At 68.3% G+C, this 21694-nt stretch carries 17 protein-coding genes; 11 read left to right on the forward strand and 6 right to left on the reverse strand.

The features are described from left to right. Window positions 1-189 precede the first annotated feature (189 nt). From ACXC9Q_RS03065 to ACXC9Q_RS03095, 7 genes are all read left to right on the forward strand, one after another. Entirely contained in the window at window positions 190-843 is a 654-nt protein-coding gene (locus ACXC9Q_RS03065; protein ID WP_457054930.1) for an HAD family hydrolase, read from the forward strand. Window positions 844-912: 69 nt separating this feature from the next. Continuing rightward, on the forward strand, window positions 913-2481 hold the full coding sequence (locus ACXC9Q_RS03070; RefSeq protein ID WP_457054931.1) for an ABC transporter substrate-binding protein: 1569 nt from the start codon (window positions 913-915) through the stop codon (window positions 2479-2481). Between the two features lie 226 nt (window positions 2482-2707). Next, the gene (locus tag ACXC9Q_RS03075) at window positions 2708-3700 is read left to right on the forward strand and encodes an ABC transporter permease (RefSeq protein WP_457054932.1); all 993 of its coding nucleotides are present in this window, start codon (window positions 2708-2710) and stop codon (window positions 3698-3700) included. A gap of 55 nt (window positions 3701-3755) precedes the next feature. Continuing rightward, window positions 3756-5531 (forward strand): ABC transporter substrate-binding protein, encoded by a 1776-nt coding sequence (locus ACXC9Q_RS03080; RefSeq protein ID WP_457054933.1) that lies wholly within the window; start codon window positions 3756-3758, stop codon window positions 5529-5531. Window positions 5532-5627: 96 nt separating this feature from the next. Then, the gene (locus tag ACXC9Q_RS03085; protein WP_457054934.1) at window positions 5628-6641 is read left to right on the forward strand and encodes an ABC transporter permease; all 1014 of its coding nucleotides are present in this window, start codon (window positions 5628-5630) and stop codon (window positions 6639-6641) included. Further along, on the forward strand, window positions 6638-7699 hold the full coding sequence (locus ACXC9Q_RS03090) for an ABC transporter ATP-binding protein (protein ID WP_457054935.1): 1062 nt from the start codon (window positions 6638-6640) through the stop codon (window positions 7697-7699). The genes ACXC9Q_RS03085 and ACXC9Q_RS03090 overlap by 4 nt, the downstream gene beginning before the upstream one ends. A 14-nt stretch (window positions 7700-7713) precedes the next feature. Continuing rightward, a complete protein-coding gene (locus tag ACXC9Q_RS03095; RefSeq protein WP_457054936.1) occupies window positions 7714-8799 on the forward strand; it encodes an ABC transporter ATP-binding protein in 1086 nt (361 codons plus the stop codon). Window positions 8800-8801: 2 nt separating this feature from the next. Here ACXC9Q_RS03095 and ACXC9Q_RS03100 read toward each other — a convergent pair whose 3' ends face one another. Then, window positions 8802-9587 (reverse strand): SGNH/GDSL hydrolase family protein, encoded by a 786-nt coding sequence (locus ACXC9Q_RS03100; protein WP_457054937.1) that lies wholly within the window; start codon window positions 9585-9587, stop codon window positions 8802-8804. Beyond that, complete coding sequence (locus ACXC9Q_RS03105; protein ID WP_457054938.1) at window positions 9587-10879, reverse strand: alpha/beta hydrolase; 1293 nt, start codon at window positions 10877-10879, stop codon at window positions 9587-9589. The genes ACXC9Q_RS03100 and ACXC9Q_RS03105 overlap by 1 nt, the downstream gene beginning before the upstream one ends. Before the next feature lie 247 nt (window positions 10880-11126). On the opposite strand from ACXC9Q_RS03105, the gene ACXC9Q_RS03110 reads away from it, so the two are divergent. The 4 genes from ACXC9Q_RS03110 (at window position 11127) to ACXC9Q_RS03125 (ending at window position 16039) form a co-directional block, all read left to right on the forward strand. After that, the gene (locus ACXC9Q_RS03110; RefSeq protein ID WP_457054939.1) at window positions 11127-11963 is read left to right on the forward strand and encodes an MIP/aquaporin family protein; all 837 of its coding nucleotides are present in this window, start codon (window positions 11127-11129) and stop codon (window positions 11961-11963) included. A gap of 39 nt (window positions 11964-12002) precedes the next feature. Then, entirely contained in the window at window positions 12003-13520 is a 1518-nt protein-coding gene (glpK, locus tag ACXC9Q_RS03115; protein WP_457054940.1) for a glycerol kinase GlpK, read from the forward strand. 46 nt (window positions 13521-13566) lie between these two features. Beyond that, window positions 13567-15279, forward strand: coding sequence for a glycerol-3-phosphate dehydrogenase/oxidase (locus ACXC9Q_RS03120; protein ID WP_457054941.1), 1713 nt, complete (start codon window positions 13567-13569; stop codon window positions 15277-15279). A gap of 61 nt (window positions 15280-15340) precedes the next feature. Beyond that, complete coding sequence (locus ACXC9Q_RS03125; RefSeq protein ID WP_457054942.1) at window positions 15341-16039, forward strand: hypothetical protein; 699 nt, start codon at window positions 15341-15343, stop codon at window positions 16037-16039. Here ACXC9Q_RS03125 and glpK (ACXC9Q_RS03130) read toward each other — a convergent pair. From glpK (ACXC9Q_RS03130) to ACXC9Q_RS03145, 4 genes are read right to left on the reverse strand one after another with little or no spacing between them, the layout of a single operon-like run. Further along, window positions 16005-17522 carry a glycerol kinase GlpK gene (gene glpK / locus ACXC9Q_RS03130; protein WP_457054943.1) on the reverse strand — a complete coding sequence of 506 codons (1518 nt, stop codon included), beginning with the start codon at window positions 17520-17522 and terminating at the stop codon, window positions 16005-16007. The two genes, ACXC9Q_RS03125 and glpK (ACXC9Q_RS03130), sit on opposite strands and share 35 nt — an antisense overlap. 57 nt (window positions 17523-17579) lie before the next feature. Then, entirely contained in the window at window positions 17580-18338 is a 759-nt protein-coding gene (locus tag ACXC9Q_RS03135; RefSeq protein WP_457054944.1) for an IclR family transcriptional regulator, read from the reverse strand. A 47-nt stretch (window positions 18339-18385) separates the two neighbouring features. Further along, window positions 18386-20905, reverse strand: coding sequence for an ABC transporter permease (locus tag ACXC9Q_RS03140; protein ID WP_457054945.1), 2520 nt, complete (start codon window positions 20903-20905; stop codon window positions 18386-18388). Next, on the reverse strand, window positions 20905-21654 hold the full coding sequence (locus tag ACXC9Q_RS03145) for an ABC transporter ATP-binding protein (RefSeq protein ID WP_457054946.1): 750 nt from the start codon (window positions 21652-21654) through the stop codon (window positions 20905-20907). The genes ACXC9Q_RS03140 and ACXC9Q_RS03145 overlap by 1 nt, the downstream gene beginning before the upstream one ends. Between the last annotated feature and the right edge of the window lie 40 nt (window positions 21655-21694).

Genomic DNA, 21694 nt, shown 5'->3' on the forward strand with positions numbered 1-21694 from the left:
CCTGTCGTCTCTGTAGCCATCCGGCGGGGTCGCCGGAAACCGGACTGCCAGCCTACGTGCTCGGCCGGTCCGGCGTGCCGGGTTTCACGCCCAGCGGAACGTGTCGGTGAGACCCGGCATGTCCTGACCTGGGGTGACACGGGAAACTAGGTGTGACGTGATCGCCGGAGACTGACGGAGGAGCTGGAGTTGCCACCCCTGCAAGCGGTGCTGTGGGACATGGACGGGACGTTGGTCGACTCCGAGAAGGTCTGGGCGGAGGTCCAGCTGCGACTGCTGGCCGAGCTGGGCGCGACCTGGACGGTCGAGGATTGTGTCGGGCTGATCGGCAGTGACCTGCGGGACGCCGTGCAGGTGTGGATGTCGCGGATCCCCGCGGGGGTGATCACCGCTGACGAGCTGGCCGACCGGATGTTCTCCGAGGTGATCGAGGCGCTCCGCAAGGAGGTGACCTTCCAGCCGGGTGCGGTCGAGCTCCTGCAGGCGCTGCGCAAGGAGGAAATCCCGTGCGCGCTCGTCTCGGCGTCGTACCGGACGATGATCGACGCGGTGCTCGGCCACCTGCCGCCGGAGCCGTTCGACGTGATCGTTGCCGGCGACGAGGTAACCCTCGGCAAGCCACACCCGGAGCCGTACCTGACCGCCGCGGCGAAGCTCGGCGTTGACCCGGCGCAGTGCGTGGTGATCGAGGACTCGGTCACCGGCACCCAGGCGGGGACCGCGGCCGGCGCGTACGTCGTCGCCGTACCGCAATGGGTGTCGATCCCGGAGGCGCCACGCCGGCTCGTCGTCGGCTCCCTCGAGCCCCTCACCCCGGAGTCCCTGCGCGCGCTGCTCCATTGACGAGTTACCGTCACTTGATGCCCTCGGGGGCGTTGTTGTTCGGGGAACGGGCTGGGGAAGGGTGAGATCGTGATCGAGTGGGTGCGCCGGGTGTCGGCGGCCGCGGCGGTGGGCGCGCTGGGCGTGTCCCTGGCCGCGTGCGGCGAGCCGGACGACAACGCGCCGCACCAGGGTGAGACGACGCCGAAGCTGATGGTGCTCCGGCTCGCGACCACGGACGCGATCACGTCGCTCGACCCGGCCGGTCCGTACGACGTGGGCTCGCGGACGGTGCAGGCGAATCTGTACCAGACCCTGCTGACGATCATGCCGGGTAAGCCGACTCCGGTGCCGGATGCCGCGGACTGCCAGTACGACTCGCCGACGACGTACACGTGCAGCCTGAAGGAGCACCTGACCTTCCCGAACGGGCACGAGCTGACGTCCTCGGACGTGAAGTTCAGCTTCGACCGGATGCTCCGGCTGAAGACGCCGGGTGGCGCGGCCGGCCTGTTCACCTCGGTGAAGTCGGTGAGTACGCCGGACGACCTGACCGCGGTGTTCAACCTGAAGAGCCCGGACGCCCGGCTGCCGTACCTGCTGACCACGACCGCCGCGTCGATCGTGGACGAGGAGGCCTACCCGGCGAACAAGCTGCTCGACACCAAGGCGATGGGCAGCGGCCCGTACCAGGTGACGGCGTACAAGCCCGGCGAGGAGATCACGCTGGCGAAGTTCGCCGGGTACCACGGTCCGCGTGGCGCGCAGAACGACGGGGTCGAGATCAGCCTGCTGAAGGACTCCACCGCGCTCTACCAGGCGATTACCACCGGCAAGGCCGACCTGGCCTTCCACGGCTTCGGCCCGAGCCTGCTGGACAAGCTGCGCAAGTCGGATCAGGTCCAGGTGATCGACAGCGACTACGCGGACACGCGGTTCTTCGCCTTCCACATGAAGTCCCTGATCGCGCGCCAGCCGGCTGTACGGCGTGCGATCGCGCAGCTGATCGACCGTCCGGCGATCGCCAAGAAGGCGTACGGCGACCACGTCACGCCGCTGTACTCCGTGGTGCCGCCCGGGTTCGGTGGGCAGGTCGACGCGTTCACGACGGAGTACAAGCAGCCGAGCAAGGCGGCCGCGACGGCGATCCTGAAGGACGCGGGCATCACCGTGCCGGTGCCGCTGACGGTCGGCTGGACGCCGACGCAGTACGGCGCGGGCGCGAAGGCCGAGGTGATCGAGCTCAAGCGGCAGCTCGAGGCTTCGGGCCTGTTCCGGGTGACCTTGCGGAGCGCGGAGTGGCCGCAGTACCAGCAGCTGACCCGGGCCGGGGCGTACGACCTGTTCCACGCGGGCTGGATCCCGGAGTACCCGGATGCCGACGACTACCTCGCGCAGTTCGTCGCCACCGACGGAGCGTTCCAGAACGGCTACCGCTCGGCCGCGGCGTCGAAGTTGCTGCAGCAGGAGACCACCGAGCAGAACGGCCTGGAGCGCGACGATCTGGTCGGGCAGTTACAGACCGTGCTCGCCCGGGAGGCCCCGGTGATCCCGAGCTGGCAGGGCCGGCTGACCGTGGTCGCAGGCAAGGATCTGGAGAACGTTCCGGCGGCGATGGACCCGCTGTCGTACCTCTATCTCTCCGTCCTGCGGAAATGACACAAAGATGCCATGACAGTAACGGTTCGCGAGGCCCCGGCGACCGTGGGTGCGTCAGCGTGGTTTACTGCCGAACGTCCACGATACGGGACGATTTCCTGACGATCACGATCGGGCAACGCAGCACTTTCCGCGTTTGACTCCGGGCTGTAATGGCGGCAGGTTAAGGCCGCAGCCATACCGGATTTCGTTCTGGTTCAACCGACCGAGGCAGGGGTACCTTCGCGTGACAGTGCCACTCGATGTCGAGCCCGGATCAGAGGCAGCGCAGCCTGAGGCGGTCGCAGAGGGTGCCGGCAGGATCGAGGGCCGGTCGCTCTGGCAGATCTCGTGGATGCGGCTGAAGCGTGACAAGGTCGCCATGGCCGGCGGTGCCTTCGTGCTGTTCCTGATCCTGGTCGCGATCTTCGCGCCGCTGCTCTGCAAGCTCGTCGGCGTGACGCCGAACGACTTCCACCAGGACCTGGTCGACCCGTCGCTGCAGACGCCGATCGGCAAGGCGAACGGGATCAGCTGGAACCATCCGTTCGGGGTCGAGCCGGTGAACGGCCGCGACATCTTCGCCCGGATCGTGTACGGCGCCCGGATCTCGCTGCTGATCGCGTTCCTGGCCACGCTGCTGTCGGTCGTGATCGGCACCGTGGCAGGCGTCGTGGCCGGCTACTTCGGCGGCGTGGTGGACACGCTGATCAGCCGGCTGATGGACATCTTCCTGGCCTTCCCGCTGGTGCTGTTCGCGTTGGCGCTGGTCGGTGCGCTGCCGGACTCGCTGCTCGGACTGAGCGGTGACAACCTGCGGGTGGCGCTGATCGTGTTCATCATCGGCTTCTTCAGCTGGCCGTATATCGGCCGGATCATCCGCGGCCAGACGCTGTCGCTGCGGGAGCGGGAGTTCGTCGACGCGGCCCGGAGTCTCGGCGCCCGGCGTCCGTACATCCTGTTCACCGAGCTGCTGCCGAACCTGATCGCACCGATCTTGGTCTACGCGACGCTGCTGATCCCGACCAACGTCCTGTTCGAGGCGGCCCTGTCGTACCTCGGCGTCGGTGTCCGGCCGCCGACTGCCAGTTGGGGTGACATGTTGTCGATCGCCGCGAACTGGTACCAGGTCGACCCGCTCTACATGGTCCCGCCCGGCCTGGCCATCTTCATCACGGTGCTGGCCTTCAACCTGTTCGGCGACGGCTTGCGCGATGCCCTCGACCCGCGGTCGCGATAGGACTTCTCTCCAACCAGGGAGCCTGGCTCTCACGAAAAAAGGGGTGCAACAACAGATGAGATGGAATCGCATCACGACGGTAACCGCCGTCAGTGCGGCCGTCGCGTTGAGCCTGGTGGCTTGCGGGGGCAACAACAACAAGAGCTCCAGCGGGTCCGGCAGCGGTGGTAACTCGACGACGCCGCAGTACAACGCGGCCGTCACCGGGATCTATAACCCGAGCGACAAAAAGGGCGGCACGCTCCGGATGGCGATCACCGAGAACTGGGACTCCCAGGACCCGGGTGACACCTACTACGGCCTGTCCTGGAACCTCGTCCGCAACTACGTCCGGCCGCTGATGGTCTTCAAGTCGGCTCCGGGCGCCGCGGGTGCGGAGGTCGTTCCGGACCTCGCCGAGGCGGCCGGTGTGCCGAGTGACGACGCCAAGACCTGGACCTACAAGATCCGCAAGGGCGTCAAGTTCGAGGACGGTACCGAGGTCACCTCGAAGGACGTCAAGTACGGCGTCGCCCGCTCGCTGGACAAGGCCACGCTGCCGAACGGTCCGACGTACTTCAACGACTTCCTGCTGGACGTCCCGAAGAACTACAGCGTCTACAAGGACCCGACGATGGCCGGGATCGCCAAGGCGATCGAGACGCCGGACGCCAACACCATCGTCTTCCACCTGAACAAGCCGTTCGCCGGCTTCGACTACTTCGCCCAGCTGCCGGCCACCGCTCCGGTGCCGCAGGCCAAGGACACCGGCGCGAAGTACAAACTGCACCCGATCTCGACCGGCCCGTACAAGTTCGAGAGCAACGACCCGAACAAGGGCCTGACCCTGGTCCGCAACGACCAGTACGACCCGAAGACCGACCCGAACTCGGGCCGCAAGGCGCTGCCGGACAAGATCACCGTCACGTACAACGTGAACGGCCCGGACATCGACAACCGGCTGCAGGCCGGTGACCTCGATGTCGACATCGCCGGCACCGGTGTGCAGGCGGAGACCCAGGCCAAGATCCTGGCGAACCCGCAGCTGAAGGCGCACGCCGACAACGTCCCCGCACCGCGGCTGAACTTCACCGTGTTCAACAGCGAGGTCAAGCCTCTGGACAACGTCGACTGCCGCAAGGCGATCCTGTACGCGGCCGACCACGAGGGTTACCAGCGTGCGTACGGCGGTCCGGTCGGTGGTGACATCGCGACGAACCTGATGCCGCCGCTGGTCACCGGTTCGCAGAAGTTCGACGACTACGGCTTCGAGGCCGACAAGAACGGCAACCCGGACAAGGCGAAGGCGTCGCTGCAGGCCTGTGGCATGCCGACCGGCTTCAGCACCAACATCGCCTACCGGGCCGACCGCCCGAAGGAGAAGGCGGTTGCGGAGTCGCTGCAGCAGTCGCTGGCCAAGGTCGGCATCAAGCTGACCCCGAAGGGCTACCCGACCGGCGACTACACCAAGCTGTACGCCGGCAAGCCGGACTACGCGAAGGCCAACAACCTCGGCCTGATCGTCTACAGCTGGGGTGCTGACTGGCCGGACGGTTTCGGCTTCCTGAGCCAGATCGTCGACAGCCGGGTCATCCGGCCCACCGGTGGTAACACCAACCTGGGCGTCCGGATCCCCGAGGTCGACCAGCTGATCGACCAGGCCCTGAAGACCACCGACAAGGCAGAGCGCGAGAAGATCTGGGTCGACGTCGACAAGAAGGTCATGGAGCAGGCCGCCGTCCTGCCGGGCATCTGGGCCAAGGGCCTGCTGTACCGTCCGGACACCCTGGCCAACGTGTACGTGAGCGACAGTCAGAACATGTACGACTACGCCGGGATCGGCCTGAAGTAGTCGTCGGTTGCCCTGACCAACATTCGCCAGCAGAGGTAGGTGAAGGCTGACGGTGGCCGGTGATCGTGATGATCACCGGCCACCAAGCCAAGTACCGTGTTCGCATATCTGGTCCGCCGGGTGATCGGAGCAATAGTCCTGCTCTTCATCGTCACGGCCGTGACGTTCTCGATCTTCTTCCTCGTCCCGAAGCTCGGTGGTGCCACCAGCGACGACCTGGCCTCCCGCTATGTCGGCAAGAGTGCGGGCGCGGAGCAGATCCACGAAACCGCGGTGAGGCTCGGCTTCACCGACCCGCTCTGGGTGCAGTACGGCCGCTTCATGAAGGGCCTGTTCGTCGGGCAGGACTACAACTACGGCCCGGCCGTCGAGCACTGCCCGGCACCCTGCTTCGGCTACTCGTTCCTGAACCAGACCCCGGTCTGGCCGGATCTGGTCGCCCGAATGCCGGTCACCCTGTCGCTGGCGGTCGGCGCGGCCGTCATCTGGCTCGTCAGCGGCGTCGGCGTCGGCGTCGTCTCCGCGCTCAGACGTGGGTCGGTGCTGGACCGATCACTCATGTCCGTGGCGCTGGCCGGCGTCTCGCTGCCGATCTTCTTCACCGGCCTGTTGGCGTTGTCGATCTTCAGCTACGGCCTTGGGTGGACCGCGCAGGGCGGCACGAACCCGATGGACGCCTCGAACCCGCTCGAATGGGCGTACGACCTGATCCTTCCGTGGACCACGCTCGCCTTCCTGTACGCCGCGGCGTACGCGCGACTCACGCGGGCCGGCATGCTCGAGACGATGAACGAGGACTACGTCCGCACGGCCCGGGCCAAGGGGCTGACCGAACGAACGGTGGTCGCCAAGCATGGCCTGCGGTCCGCCTTGACACCGATCCTGACGATCTTCGGTCTCGACCTGGGACTGTTGCTCGGCGGTGCGATCCTGACCGAGACGACGTTCTCGCTGCCCGGAATCGGCCAGTACGCGGTCATCGCACTGCGCGCGAACGACCTGCCCAAGGTGCTCGGAGTGACGCTGGTCGCCGCGTTCTTCATCGTGCTGGCGAACCTGATCGTCGATGTTCTGTACGCCGTCGTCGACCCGAGAGTGCGGATCTCGTGACCGAACCCCAGCAAGACACTGTCCAGCGCATTCCGCGGGGCGAGGCGTTCCTCGACGTCCGCGACCTGAAGGTGCACTTCCCGACCGACGACGGCGTGGTGAAGTCGGTCGACGGGATCTCCTTCAAGCTCGAGCGGGGCAAGACGCTCGGCATCGTGGGCGAGTCCGGCTCCGGCAAGAGCGTGACCAGCCTGTCGATCATGGGCCTGAACCCACCGGGTGTGGCCAGGATCAGCGGCGAGATCTTCCTCGACGGCCAGGACCTGGTCTCGTCGACGCCCGAGGAGGTCCGACAGCTCCGCGGCAAGCGGATGGCGATGATCTTCCAGGACCCGCTGTCGGCGATGCACCCGTTCTACACCGTCGGGCACCAGATCATCGAGGCGTACCGGGTGCACAACCAGGTGAGCAAGCAGGTCGCGCGCAAGCACGCGGTCGAGATGCTCGACCGGGTCGGCATCCCGCAGCCGGACCGGCGGGTCGACGCGTACCCGCACCAGTTCTCCGGTGGTATGCGGCAGCGCGCGATGATCGCGATGGCGCTGTCCTGCGACCCGGACCTGCTGATAGCGGACGAGCCGACCACGGCCCTCGACGTCACCGTGCAGGCGCAGATCCTGGACCTGATCCGGGACCTGCAGCGCGAGTTCAACTCCGCCGTCATCATCATCACCCACGACCTCGGTGTGGTCGCCGAGCTGGCCGACGACATCCAGGTGATGTACGCCGGCCGGGCGGTCGAGTACAGCACCGCGGAGGACATCTTCGACCGGCCGCAGCACCCGTACACCTGGGGTCTGCTCGGCTCGATGCCGCGGATCGACCGGGAGCGCAGCGAGCGGCTGATCCCGATCAAGGGCACGCCGCCGAGCCTGATCAACGTGCCGAAGGGCTGCGCGTTCAACCCGCGCTGCAACTACGCGCACCTGAACGGCGGCGCCAGCGAGACCGAACGGCCGGACCTGCTGGACATCGGTGACGGCCACTTGGTCGCCTGCCATCTCTCCCCGGAGAACCGCAAGACAGCGTGGGAGACCGACATCAAGCCGAAGCTCTGAACGGGACGACGACTGTGACAACTGCGAACACCGACCCCACCGCCGTCCCGGGCGTAGTCGCGCCGAAGCTCGGCGAGGAGCTGCTGTCGGTCACCGGCCTGGTGAAGCACTTCCCGATCCGCAAGGGCCTGCTGCAGCGCCAGGTGGGCGCCGTTCAGGCGGTCGACGGACTGACCTTCAACGTGACCCGCGGCGAGACACTCTCGTTGGTGGGGGAGTCCGGTTGTGGCAAGACCACGACCGGACGGCTGCTCACCCGGCTGCTGGAGCCGACCTCGGGGCAGATCGTCCTCGAGGGTAGGGACATCAGCCATATCGGCGACGGGAAGATGCGTCCGCTGCGTCGCGACGTGCAGATGATCTTCCAGGACCCGTACGGCTCGCTGAACCCGCGGCACACGGTCGGCAAGATCGTCGGCGCCCCGTTCAAGTTGCAGCACGTGAAGACCGAGCACGGCGTGAAGCGTGCGGTGCAGGAGCTGCTCGAGCTGGTCGGCCTGAGCCCGGAGCACTACAACCGGTACCCGCACGAGTTCTCCGGCGGTCAGCGCCAGCGCATCGGCATCGCACGGACGCTCGCCCTCCGCCCGAAGCTGATCGTCGCCGACGAGCCGGTGTCCGCCCTGGACGTGTCGATCCAGGCCCAGGTCGTGAACCTGCTGGAGGACCTGCAGGAAGAGTTCGAACTGACGTACGTGATGATCGCTCACGATCTGTCCGTCGTACGGCACGTGTCGGACCGGGTCGCGGTCATGTACCTCGGCAAGATCGTCGAGCTCGCCGACCGGGTCGACCTGTACGAGAGCCCGATGCATCCCTACACGGTGGCGCTGATGTCGGCCGTCCCGGTCCCGGACACCAAGCGGAAGGCCAAGCAGGAACGCATCCGCCTCCAGGGCGACGTCCCGAGTCCGATCAACCCGCCTCCCGCGTGCCGCTTCCACACCCGCTGCTGGAAGGCGCAGGACATCTGCAAGACCACCGAGCCGCCGCTGCTGCAGCTGGCTCCCGGTCACCAGGCCGCCTGCCACTTCCCGGAGAACCAGCCCTCCGACAAGCCCGTGGCTCCGGCCCCGAGCCCGGACACACAGGACAGCTGAGGTCAGTGGCTGGGCGTCGCCTCGAGGAGCAGCCGGGCGATGAGGGCGTGGCCCGCGGCGTTGGGGTGGTCGCCGTCGGGGGCCAACAGGGTCGTGACGTCGGCGGCGTCGCGCTCGAAGGGCGTGTAGATGTCGACGTATCTCGCGTCGTCCTTCTGGGCGGCGCCGGCGATCGCGGAGTTGACCTGGAGCGTGAGTTGGTCGGTGGCCGCGCGACCCGTGACCGGGAAGGTACGGCGGGCGACCTCGCCGTCCTCGAAGACGTTCCAGTAGCCGGTCGCCAGGATCGTGGTCGGCTGATCGCCGCGCAGGGCGTGGATGCGGCCGAGGATCCGGTGCAGGTTGATGGTGAGTTGTTCGCGCTCGTCGGCGACGCAGTCGGTGTCGGTGCAGCGGCCGGCGGTGACGTCGTCGTGGTGGTCGCCGAAGTCGTTCGCGCCGATGGTGAGCAGCACGAGGTCGGCGACGGAGATCGCTTGCTCCGTGGGGGAGTTGGGCTGGTCGAGCCGCCGGAGCAGACCGGTGCTGTCGAGGCCACCTGCGCCAAGGTTGTCGACGGTGACGGTGTCGCCGGTCCGGGTGTGCAGAAGGTCGCCGTACATCGTGGGGAAGGCAGCGCAGTTGCAGGCCGTGCCTGAGGTGACCGAGTCGCCGAGCGCGACGACATGGAGCTGAGCGACCGCTGGGGTCGGCGGCCGCGGTGTGGCGCTCACCGCGCCGCCGCGGGCCAGGGTGGCGACGAGTGCGATGAGAAGCAGTGCGGTGGTGAGCCGTCGCAGTCTGGGCATCACGCCGGTTTCGAGGACCTCGCTTCGCGGTGAGCCGGGGCGGCGGCGAGCTGGTTCGCCAACCAAGGGTAGGCGGTCGCGAAGGCGGGACCGGCGAACTGCCAGACGTGGCTGCCGGGGGAGATGTCGACCCGGGACCAGATGTCCACCTTGGCCGCGGCCTGGGAGAGTTCCTCGGCCTCGTGCTGGTGCCGGAGCTCGGCGGTGCTGGTGAGGAACAGGCCGCTCACACCGCGGTACCGGCCGTGGGCAGGCATGACCAGGAGCGGTTCGTTCGCGTGCTCGGCGGCGACGTTCCCGCCGTACAGATCGGCGAGGGTCTGGGCCGGCTCGCCGCTGTTCGGGGCCAGGTCGCCGGAGATGTCGACGAAGTGGGTGAAGGTCGACGGGTGCTCGACGACCAGGTCGAGGGCGCAGGTGCCGCCCATCGAGAATCCGGCGACGGCCCACTGCGCCGGATTCCGGGACGCGTCGAAGGTGTGCTCGATGAAATGCGGGATGTCCTGGTCGAGATGGTCGGCGGAGTTGCCCCGCGGACCGTTGACGCATTCGGTGTCGTTGGTGAACCTCCCGATCGAATCGGTGAAGACGAGGATCGGCGCGTACCCGTGGTGGCGGTGGGCGTAGTCGTCCGACACCTGTACGGCGTTGCCGAGCCGGACCCAGTCACCCGGACCACCGCGCTCGCCGCCGATCAGCTCCACCACGGGCAGCGTCGGCCGATGACGGCCGCGGAACCAGATCGGCGGCAGGTAGACCAGCTCCTGCCGATGCCGGAATCCGCTGTACGCCGGTGGGATGTTCACCGCGACCAATCGACCGGCCGGCGGGAGTTTCGCCGTACCGGCGTCGTGTGCCAGCCCGGACATGGATTCCTGACCGGGCAGCGGGGTGTGGGTCCAGTCGTTCACCGCCGCGGAGATGGTCGGGTAGTAGCCGACGAACTGGTTGATCTGGTTCGCGAAAACCAGCGTCGCGAGCGCGATCGCCACGACCGCCGTCCCGCGTCGCCACCAGCGCGCGCTCCGCCACCCGGCCGCCAGCACGATCAACGCCGCCAGCCCGGCCCCGAACCAGAGCCAGACGTGGAACGGCAGCGGATCGGTGATGCCGAGCAATCGTGCCGCCGGATACGCGGCGATCAGCGTCCCGAACGTCGCCCCACCCGCGATCATCGGCACCGCCCGTACGCGCCACTGCCGATCCCGCCACCCCACCGCGACCACGAGGGCGGCAGCGGTCACGACGTCCAGCATCGCCGGAAACCAGCCCCCGAGCAGCGACACGTTCATCCAACCCCTCCAGAAGCCGAGAAGCCCCAAACCCCAGACGCCGACCGACCCGAGCCGGTTGGCACGAGGTGAGATCTGAGACCTGTCCGGGTGGTACCCGTTCGAGGCGATGAGGTCACCGTGTGTCGCAGTCGGAGGTCGGTGGCGCGGCGTTCGACAATGTCGAACGATGGGCGTTGTGCCGCCTCGCGATCGCTCCTAGATTCCGGACAGCCGTGGTCGTCACGGCGTGGAAGGGAGGCTCGGTATGGCTACGACCGAAGCGGTCAAAGCACGAACCCTTCTGGCTGAGTGTTCCGCGGAGTTCGCCGGAACGTTCATCCTGATCCTGTTCGGTGTGGGTGTGGTGGCCCAAGTGGTGGCCGGTGGTATTGGGGATCACGACTCGATTGCATGGGCCTGGGGTATCGGCGTGACGATGGGCGTGTACGTGTCCGCCCGGATCAGCGGCGCCCACATCAATCCCGCGGTCACGATCGCCCTGGCGGCGTTCCGTGGGTTCGCCTGGCGGAAGGTGCTGCCGTACATCGGTGCGCAGTTCCTCGGCGCGTTCGTGGCGGCTCTGGTGGTCCGCTGGAACTACAACGCCGTTCTGGAGAAGTTCGACCCTGGCCTGACCATCAAGAGTCAGGGCGTGTTCTCCACCCTGCCGGGCAACGGCAGCGTGGAGCTCGGGGTCGGGGTATGGGGCGGTTTCCTCGACCAGATCATCGGCACCGCGATCCTCATGCTGGTCATCCTGGCCATCGTCGACCTGCGCAACACCGCCCCCGCGGCGAACCTGGGCCCGTTCCTGATCGGCCTGCTGGTCGTCGGCATCGGAATGGCCTGGGGCACGCTGGCCGGCTACGCGATCAACCCGGCGCGTGACTTCGGGCCCCGGCTGGCCTCCTACCTGACCGGCTACGGGGGAGCTTTCAAGGACCAGTTCGGAGACCTCTATTTCTGGGTCCCGATCGTGGGACCGATCATCGGGGCACTCATCGGCGCGCTCCTCTACGACCTCCTGGTCGGTCGGAACCTGCCCGTCGGTGACGCGGACGAGGAGCCGGGCCGAGTTCCCGACGAGGAGACCGCAGCATGACGCATCGCAGCACAGAGCAGTGTGAGGAGAGGACTTTCCATGGCTGACTTCGTCGGTGCCGTCGATCAAGGCACCACGAGCACCCGATTCATGATCTTCGACCACTCCGGCAACGAGGTGGGTATCCACCAGCTGGAGCACGACCAGATCCTGCCGCAGGCCGGCTGGGTCGAGCACAACCCGGTGGAGATCTGGGAGCGGACCAGCTCGGTCATCCGGACCGCGATGAACGCGCAGGGTCTGCAGGCCAGCGACCTGGCGGCGGTCGGCATCACCAACCAGCGCGAGACCGCGGTGGTCTGGAACCGCAAGACCGGGCGGCCCTACTACAACGCGATCGTCTGGCAGGACACCCGGACCGACCGGATCGCCTCCGCGCTGGACCGCGAGGGCAAGGGGGACGTGATCCGGCAGAAGGCCGGCCTGCCGCCGGCGACGTACTTCTCGGCCGGCAAGGTGCAGTGGATCCTGGAGAACGTCGACGGCGTCCGCGAGGCCGCCGAGGCGGGCGACGCGATCTTCGGCAACACCGACAGCTGGGTGCTGTGGAATCTCACCGGCGGTACCGAAGGCGGTGTCCACGTCACCGATGTGACGAACGCCAGCCGCACGATGCTGATGAACCTGGAGACGCTCGACTGGGACGACGAGCTGATCTCGTTCTTCAACATCCCGCGGCAGATGCTGCCGGAGATCCGGCCGTCGTCGGACCCGAACAAGTACGGCGAGACGCTCGCGAACGGGCCAGTGGGCGGGGTGGTGCCACTGACCGGTGACCTCGGCGACCAGCAGGCGGCGACCGTCGGTCAGGTCTGCTTCAACCCGGGCGAGGCGAAGAACACCTACGGCACCGGTAACTTCATGCTGCTGAACACCGGCACCGAGCTGGTCCGGTCGAAGGCGGGCCTGCTCACCACGATGTGCTACAAGTTCGGTGACGAGGCGCCGGTCTACGCGCTGGAGGGTTCGATCGCGGTGACCGGGTCGGCCGTCCAGTGGCTGCGGGACCAGCTCGGTATCATCTCCGGCGCGGCGGAGACCGAGACGCTGGCCCGGCAGGTCGCGGACAACGGCGGGGTGTACTTCGTGCCCGCGTTCTCCGGCCTGTTCGCGCCGTACTGGCGCTCCGACGCTCGCGGTGCGATCGTCGGACTGTCGCGGTTCAACACCAACGCCCACCTGGCCCGAGCAACACTGGAAGCGATCTGCTACCAGAGCAAGGACGTCTCGGACGCGATGGAGAAGGACTCCGGCGTCAAGCTGGACGTGCTCAAAGTGGACGGTGGCATCACCGCCAACGAGCTGTGCATGCAGATGCAGGCCGACATCCTCGGCGTGGCGGTGAGCAAGCCGGTCGTGGCGGAGACCACGGCGCTCGGGGCGGCGTACGCGGCCGGCCTGGCGGTCGGCTTCTGGAAGAACAAGGAGGAACTCGTCCAGAACTGGAACGAGGACAAGCGGTGGGAGCCGCAGTGGAACGATGAACAGCGGGCCACGGGGTACGCCGGCTGGCAGAAGGCGGTCCAGCGCACGCTTGACTGGGTCGACGTCGGCTGATCAGGCGGTATCGGCAGTAGGTAACGGAATCGGAAGGAACAGCACAGTGGGCGTAGTGGCTCTGTCACCGCAAGCGAGGGCCGAAGCGATCGACGCGATGGCCGACGGACGGGAACTGGACGTCCTGGTGATCGGTGGCGGGGTGGTCGGCACCGGGTCGGCGCTGGACGCCGCGACCCGTGGCTTGACCACCGGACTGCTGGAGGCGCGCGACTTCGCCAGCGGCACCTCCAGCCGGTCCAGCAAGCTCGTCCACGGTGGCCTGCGCTACCTGGAGATGCTCGACTTCCGGCTGGTCCACGAGGCGTTGCAGGAGCGAGGTCTGCTCCTGCAACGCCTGGCACCGCATCTGGTCAAGCCGGTGCCGTTCCTCTACCCGCTCCAGCACCGGTGGTGGGAGCGGTTCTACGCCGGCGCCGGCGTGGCCCTGTACGACGGTATGGCCGTCAGCTCTGGTTTCGGCGCCGGACTGCCGCTCCACCGGCACCTGACCCGCCGCGGCGCGATGCGGCTGGTCCCGAGCCTGCGGAAGTCCGCCCTGATCGGCGCACTGCAGTACTACGACGCCCAGGTCGACGACGCCCGGCACACGATGGAGCTCGCCCGGACGGCGGCGTCGTACGGCGCTCACGTGGCCAACAGGGTCAAGGTCACCGGTTTCCTGCGGCAGGGTGAGCGCGTCACCGGAGTGCGGGCCAAGGACCTGGAGAGCGGCCGCGAGTTCGAGGTCCGGGCCAAGCAGGTCGTGAACGCGACCGGCGTCTGGACCGACGACACCCAGGCGATGGTGGGGGAGCGCGGTCAGTACCACGTGCGCGCCTCGAAGGGCATCCACCTCGTCGTCCCGAAGGACCGGATCCAGTCCAGCACCGGGATGATCCTGCGGACCGAGAAGTCCGTGCTGTTCATCATCCCGTGGGGCCGGCACTGGCTGATCGGCACCACCGACACCGATTGGCACCTGGACAAGGCCCACCCGGCCGCGACCAGCAAGGACATCGAGTACCTGCTCGAGCACGTCAACGCGGTCCTCACCACGCCACTGACGCGCGAGGACGTCGAGGGTGTGTACGCCGGGTTGCGGCCGCTGCTCGCCGGTGAGTCGGAGAGCACGTCGAAGCTGTCCCGCGAACACCTCGTCGCGCACGCCGCGCCGGGCCTGGTGGTCGTTGCCGGCGGCAAGTACACGACATACCGGGTGATGGCCAAGGACGCGATCGACGCCGCCGCGGCGGCCCTGGACGGCCGGGTGCCGAAGTCGGTCACCAAGACCACCCCGCTGGTCGGCGCCGACGGCTATCACGCCCTGTGGAACCAACGGCACCTGATCGCGCAGCGCTCCGGCCTGCACGTGGCCCGGATCGAGCACCTGCTGAACCGGTACGGCGCAATGATCGACGAGGTCCTCGCGCTGGTCGAGGAGGACCCGACGCTCGGCGAGCAACTGCCCGGCACACAGGACTACCTGAAGGCCGAGATCGTGTACGGCGCCAAGGCCGAAGGCGCACGCCATCTCGACGACGTTCTGGCTCGCCGGACCCGGATCTCGATCGAGGCCTGGGACCGTGGAGTCGGCGCAGCCGAGGCCGCGGCCCGCCTGATCGCCCCGACCCTCGGCTGGGACGAGGCGGCGATCGAGCGCGAGGTCTCGGTCTACCTCCGCCGGGTCCAGTCCGAGCGCGACTCCCAGGAGCAGCCCGACGACGAGTCCGCCGACAAGGTCCGCCTCGAGGCGCCGGATATCGTGTCGCCTGCCTGACCTCTGGACGCTCCAGCCCTCCCGTGGCTTACTCGAAACATGTGAGCCAGGGGAGGGCTGCATGGCCGGGGAGATCACACAGCTGAATGCGCAGTGGCGGACGATGTCCGTCGCCACGGGGGTGGCCGGACTGACCGGTCTGGTCCTGGTGTTCACGAGCCAGGGACTGCAGCAGGTCGGTGGCGCCGAGCCGCCGTTCGACGCCTCGGCCGACGAGATCCTGCGCTTCCTGCAGGCCCGCCACGACACCCTCTACGCCACCGGGAGCTTCCTGGGGGTGCTCGCCGTACTGGCGCTGGCCTGGTTCGTGGCGGGCGTCTCGGTGGTGCTCCGGGAGGTTGAAGGCCGTCCAGCCTGGCGCTCGGCCGCCGCCTTCACATCCGGGATCGCCTTCGTGGTCCTGGTGATGAGTCCTGGGTGGGAGCTCGCGGCGTTCCGCGTCGACGAAGGAGTCGAGCCGCAGATCGCCCGGTACGCGTTCGACATGGGCAATCTCGGCTTCGCGACCTCCTGGGTCCCGCTGGCGGGCTTCCTGTTCGCCGCCGGCTGGATCTTCCTGTCAGCCCACCAGTTGCCGAACTTGCTCGGCTGGCTCGCGCTGGTGGCGGCGGTCGGATTCCTGCTCGGCCGCGCCTTCTGGACGACCGACATCTGGCTGATCCCGTACAGCCTGTTCTGGCTCTGGATCGTTGCCATCAGCATCCAGTTGTTCCGTGGCCGGCTGGTTACAGGCTCTGGTCCTCCGGGCGGATCCAGTTGAAGGTGCGTTGGACGGCGGATTTCCAGTTCGTGTACTCGGTCTCGCGGCGGGCGGGATCCATGTGCGGCAGCCACTGGCCGGCGCGGTGCCAGTTGCTGCGGAGCCCCTCGAGGTCGGGCCAGTAGCCGACCGCCAGGCCCGCGGCGTACGCCGCGCCGAGCGAGACGGTCTCGGTCACCATCGGGCGCACCACGGGTACGTCGAGCAGATCGGCCTGGAACTGCATCAGCAGATTGTTGGCCGTCATCCCGCCGTCGACCTTCAGCGCGGTCAGCGCGATCCCGGAGTCTGCGTTCATCGCGTCGACCACCTCGAGGGTCTGGAACGCGGTCGCCTCCAGCACCGCGCGGGCGAGATGGCCCTTGGTGATGTAGCCGGTCAGCCCGGCGATCACCCCGCGCGCCTCGCTCCGCCAGTGTGGCGCGAACAGGCCGGAGAACGCGGGCACGATGTATGCCCCGCCGTTGTCCTCGACCGTCCGGGCCAGCGTCTCGATCTCGGCCGCGGTGTGGATCATCCCGAGCCCGTCCCGGAACCACTGCACCAGTGAGCCGGTCACTGCCATCGACCCTTCCAGCGCGTACGACGCCGGGTGGTCACCGATCTGGTACGCGACCGTGGTCAGCATGCCGTGCTTGGACCGGACGATCTCCTGCCCGGTGTGCAGCAGCAGGAACGATCCGGTGCCGTAGGTGCACTTCGCCTCACCGGCACTGAAGCAGGTCTGTCCGAACAGCGCGGCCTGCTGATCACCGAGGGCCGCGCCGATCCGGACCCCGGGAAGCACCTCGGTCGCGGTCGCGAACACCCCGGACGACGGGCGGATCTCCGGCAGGATCGCGCGCGGTACGTCGAACGCCTGCAGCAGCCTGTCGTCCCATTCGAGCGTCTCGATGTTCATCAGCATCGTACGGCTCGCGTTGGTCACGTCGGTGGCGTGCAGTCCACCGTTCGCGCCGCCGGTGAAGTTCCAGATCAGCCAGCTTTCCATCGTGCCGAAGAGGATCTCGCCGCGCTCGGCGCGTTGCCGCAGACCGGAGGTGTGGTCGAGCATCCACTTGATCCGCGGCGCGGAGAAGTACGTCGTCAACGGGAGACCGCACAGATCCGCGAACCGGTCCGGGCCTTCGGTGCCGGCCAGTTCGGTGACGAGCCGGTCCGTCCGGGTGTCCTGCCAGGTCACCGCGTGGCCGATCGGCCGGCCGGTGATCCGGTCCCAGAGCAGGCTGGTCTCGCGCTGGTTGGCGATGCCGATGGCAACAATTTGGGACGGCGAGGCGCCGATCTGCCGGATCGCGGCGGGTACCACGCGGGTGACGTTGTTCCAGATCTCGCCGGCGTCGTGCTCGACCCAGCCCGGCCGGGGGAAGAGCTGGTGGTGCTCCCGCTGTGCCACCGACACCAACCGCCCGCGCCGATCGAAGAGGATGCACCGCGTCGAGTTCGTCCCCTGATCCACTGCGGCCACGTATTGCTCAGCCATCTGCCCAACCCCCGATCACCCGCCGGCCGGTTCTCCGCGACCGACTCGGCCCACCCGTCAAGTCTCCTCCCGGAGGTCACGACCGATGGCCTCCGCGGTGGCACGAACCATGCTGACCAGGTCGGCGCGGTGGCGCAGGCGGCTGTCGCAGATGCGCTCGACCCGCCCCGCCAGCCCGACCGCGCCGACCACCAGGCCGCCGAGCCCCCGGATCGGAGCGGCGATGCCGGCCAGCTCGACGGTGTATTCCTCGAACTCGCCGGCCCAGCCCTTGGCGCGGACCGCGGCCAGTTCGTCGACGAGCCGGACCGGGTCGGTGATCGTCCGGGTCGTGTACGCCTCCAGCTTGTGCGGCCGGGCGGCGCCGCTGGTGTCGAACGCCAGCACGGCCTTGCCGAGGGCGGTCGCATGCGGCGGGAGCGTCGTACCGACGTCGAGGTCCTGGTCGCTGTCGTCCGGCCGGAAGACGTGGTGGACGACCACGACCTTGCCTTCGACCAGGCGGCCGACGCGGACCACCTCGCCGCTGCGGGAGGCCAGCGAGTCGGCCCAGTTGATCGCGCGGCTGCGGAGCTCGTTCGGATCCAGGTAGCTCTCGCCGAGCCGGCCGAAGGCGTCGCTCAGGTGGTAGTGCGCGCCGGTGTGGTCCTGTTCGACGAAGCCGACCTGGTGCAGGGTGCGCAGAATGCCGTGCACGGTCGTCTTCGCCAGCCCGAGCGCGTTGCCGAGGTCGGCCACCCCGAGCCCGTTGGGCGCGGCGGCGAGCAGTCGCAGCACGGCCGCAGCCCGCTCGATCGACTGCACTGTGCCCGGCACAATCGCAGGCTACCTGTGTAGGCAGTGGTATGGCTGTAGGTCGCCTTCTACTCCGTGGCGATCGCCTGCAGGACGTCCAGACGCGCTGCGCGCCGTGATGGCCAGACCGCAGCGAGTACGCCGACGACCGCGGCCGCCAGCGCGGCGACCACCAGCTGGAGCACCGGGATGTCGCGGACGTTCAGGCCGTTGTCGACCATCGCGGACTGGATGGACGCCGCGAACAGCACCCCGATCGCCAGCCCCAGCAGGGCGCCGAGCAACGAGATCGCGATCGACTCGACCCGGAGCATCCGGCGCAGCTGCGGTCGGTCCATGCCGATCGCCCGGAGCAGGCCGATCTCGCGGGTCCGCTCGACCACGCCGAGTGCGAGCGTGTTGATGATGCCGAGGATCGCGATCAGGATCGCGAGCGCGAGCAGCATGCCGACCGCGGCCAGCGCGCTGTTGACCGGTCCGCGGGCGCCGGCCGCGTACTCCTGCTGGTCGCGGACCTGGATCGACGGGTAGTCCTTCAGCTGCCCGAGGATCAGGGCGGCGACCGGCGCCACTTGGGTGCCCTGGGCAACTTCGACGTACAGGACCCAGTCGCTCGCGGTGCCGCCGACGGACTCGTACGCCGGGAGCGACAGCACGATCGCGTTCAGTTGACGGTTCGGGGCCAGGATGCCGCCGACGGTGAGGCGGTGTTTGCCCGTCGTCGTGGTGAGGTCGAACGTCTTGCCGACGCTCAGGCCGAGGGTTTTCGCCAGATTCCGGGGGAGGACAGCCTGGCCGTCGTGCAGTCCGGCCGCCGAGCCCGCGTCGAACTTCGTGGTGATCGACCCGTCGAGGGTGCCATCGCTGACACCGCTGACCTGCACCGCGGAGTCGCCGACCTGTCCGGCCTGCTGCCGGAGCTGATGCACCGACCGGACGCCGGAGACCTTCGTGACCCGGTCGGCGACCTGAGGGCTGAAGCCGGCCGGGCCGTCGGAGGTGATGACGAGCTCCGCCGTACCGAGCTCGTCGGCGATGTTCTTGTCGATCGACGCCTTCGCCGACGCGGCGATCACGAGCAGGCCGCTGATCAGCGCGACCGAGATCATCAGCGCGGACGCCGTGGCCGAGGTCCGCCGTGGGTTCCGCTCGGCGTTGCGGCGCCCCAGGGTCACCGCGGCCTTGCGCCCGAACGGCCACATCAGGGCGCGGACGACGTACCTGCTGATCAGCGGGCTCACCATGACGACGCCGAGCACGGTGATCGCGGCCCCGAACCCGATCAGGACGGCGCCGGGGAGCGCACCGGCGCTCAGCCCGATCAGGTACAGCGTCACGGCCATCAGCAGCATGAACGCGCCGATGAGGACGCGCACCAGCAGCGAGCGCTCCGGCAGCGCCACGTCGTCACGCATCGCGGCGACCGGCGGGAGCTTGCCGGCCCGGCGCGCCGCCGGGTACGCCGACGCGATCGTGACACCGATGCCGATCAGGTAGCACGTGATCACGGTGGCGGCGCTGACCTGCATCGGCGCGGTCGGGATCTGGATGTCGAGGTGCTGATAGAAGAACCGGATGCCCGCCGCCACGCCGATGCCGACGAGCAGACCGAGGGTCGAACCGATCACGCCGATGACGAGCGCCTCGGCCAGGACGGTGCCGGTGACCTGGCCGCGGGACGCGCCGATCGCCCGGAGCATCGCCAGCTCGCGGGATCGCTGCGCGACCACCATCGCGAACGTGTTGACGATCAGGAACGTCCCCACGAACAGCGCCAGGCCGGCGAACAGCATCAGCACGGTGCTGAGGCCGCCGAACGTGTTGTCCAGGTCGTGCTGGCCATCGACGGTGACCTGGGCGGCGGTGCGGACCTTGACCGAGTCGCCGACGGTCTGCGCGATCGCGTTGCGCACGCTGCCGGGATCGGCGCCGGGTTGGACGGCCACACTGATCGAGGTCCAGCCCGGCTTGCCGAGCAGGAACAGTTGCGCGGTGACTGCGTCGAAGGTGACGAGCGGTGCGCCGGCCGAGATCCCGGCCAGACTGGGTGTGGTGATGGCGGTGAGCTTGGCGGTCACGGCCCTGGTCGGGGTGACGATCCGGACCTGGTCGCCCAAGTCGTAGCCCAGGCGGGTCGCGGTCGACCGGTCGAGGCCGAGTTGGCCCACGCCCCAGGGCAGGTCGCCCTCGAGGAGTTTGAACTGCGCGGTCCGGGAGTCCCGGGGCCACGCGGACCCGAAGTTCGGCAGGCCGTACGTCTCCATCGGCTTCCCGTCCGGACCAAGGATCTGTATTCCGCTGACCAGGAGCTGCGGGTTCGCACTCGCAACACCGGGTACGGCGGCGACGCGCTCGACCAGTGTGGACTGGAAGGTCGCGGACCGGTCGGTGCCGGCGTCGATCGGAGTGACGGGCGTGACGGTGATGTCCGCCGTACTGGTGGTGAAGTTCTTCTTCAGGGCGGCGGAGAGGGTGTCGGTGAAGACCATCGCACCGCCGGCGAACGCGACGCCGAGCAGGACCGCGACCGTGCACAGCACGAAGCGGAGCCGGTGCGCGAGGACCGAGCGCAGGCCGAGCTTGAGCATCAGCCGGCCACCACGGGGTCGAGCTTCTTCATGGTGTCGAGCACGGTCTCGGCGGTTGGGTCGAGCAGCTCGGACTCGAGCCTGCCGTCGGCCAGGAACAGCACGCGGTCGGCATACGAGGCCGCGGTCGGGTCGTGGGTGACCATGACGACGGTCTGACCGAAGTCACGGACGGAACGATGCAGGAAGCCGAGTACGTCGGCCGACGAGCGCGAATCGAGGTTGCCGGTCGGCTCGTCGGCGAACACCACGTCCGGCCGGGAGACGAGCGCCCGGGCGCACGCGACCCGCTGCTGCTGGCCGCCGGACAGCTCGGACGGTTTGTGCCCGAGGCGGTCGGTCAGGCCGATCGTGTCGATCACAGTCGTGAGCCAGTCCTGGTCGGGCTTACGCCCAGCCAGGTCTACGGGCAGCGTGATGTTCTCGAGAGCGGTCAAGGTCGGGACCAGGTTGAACGCCTGGAACACAAACCCGATCCGGTCCCGGCGCAGGTGGGTGAGCTGTTTCTCGGGCATCCGGGTGAGGTCGACGTCGCCGAGGAAGATCTGTCCGTCGGTCGGCTTGTCCAGGCCGGCGAGGCAATGCAGCAGGGTCGACTTCCCGGACCCCGAGGGACCCATGATCGCGGTGAACCGGCCCTTCCCGAAGTCGGCACTCACGTCCGCGAGCGCGTCGACCTGCGTCTGGCCGCCGCCGTACCGCTTCCACACTCCGACAGCACGCACTGCAGCCGTGTCAACCACACTCATGCGACGAACGCTATCCACCCAGGGTTCCTCCGCGGGCGAG

The sequence above is a fragment of the Kribbella sp. CWNU-51 genome (assembly GCF_054073265.1).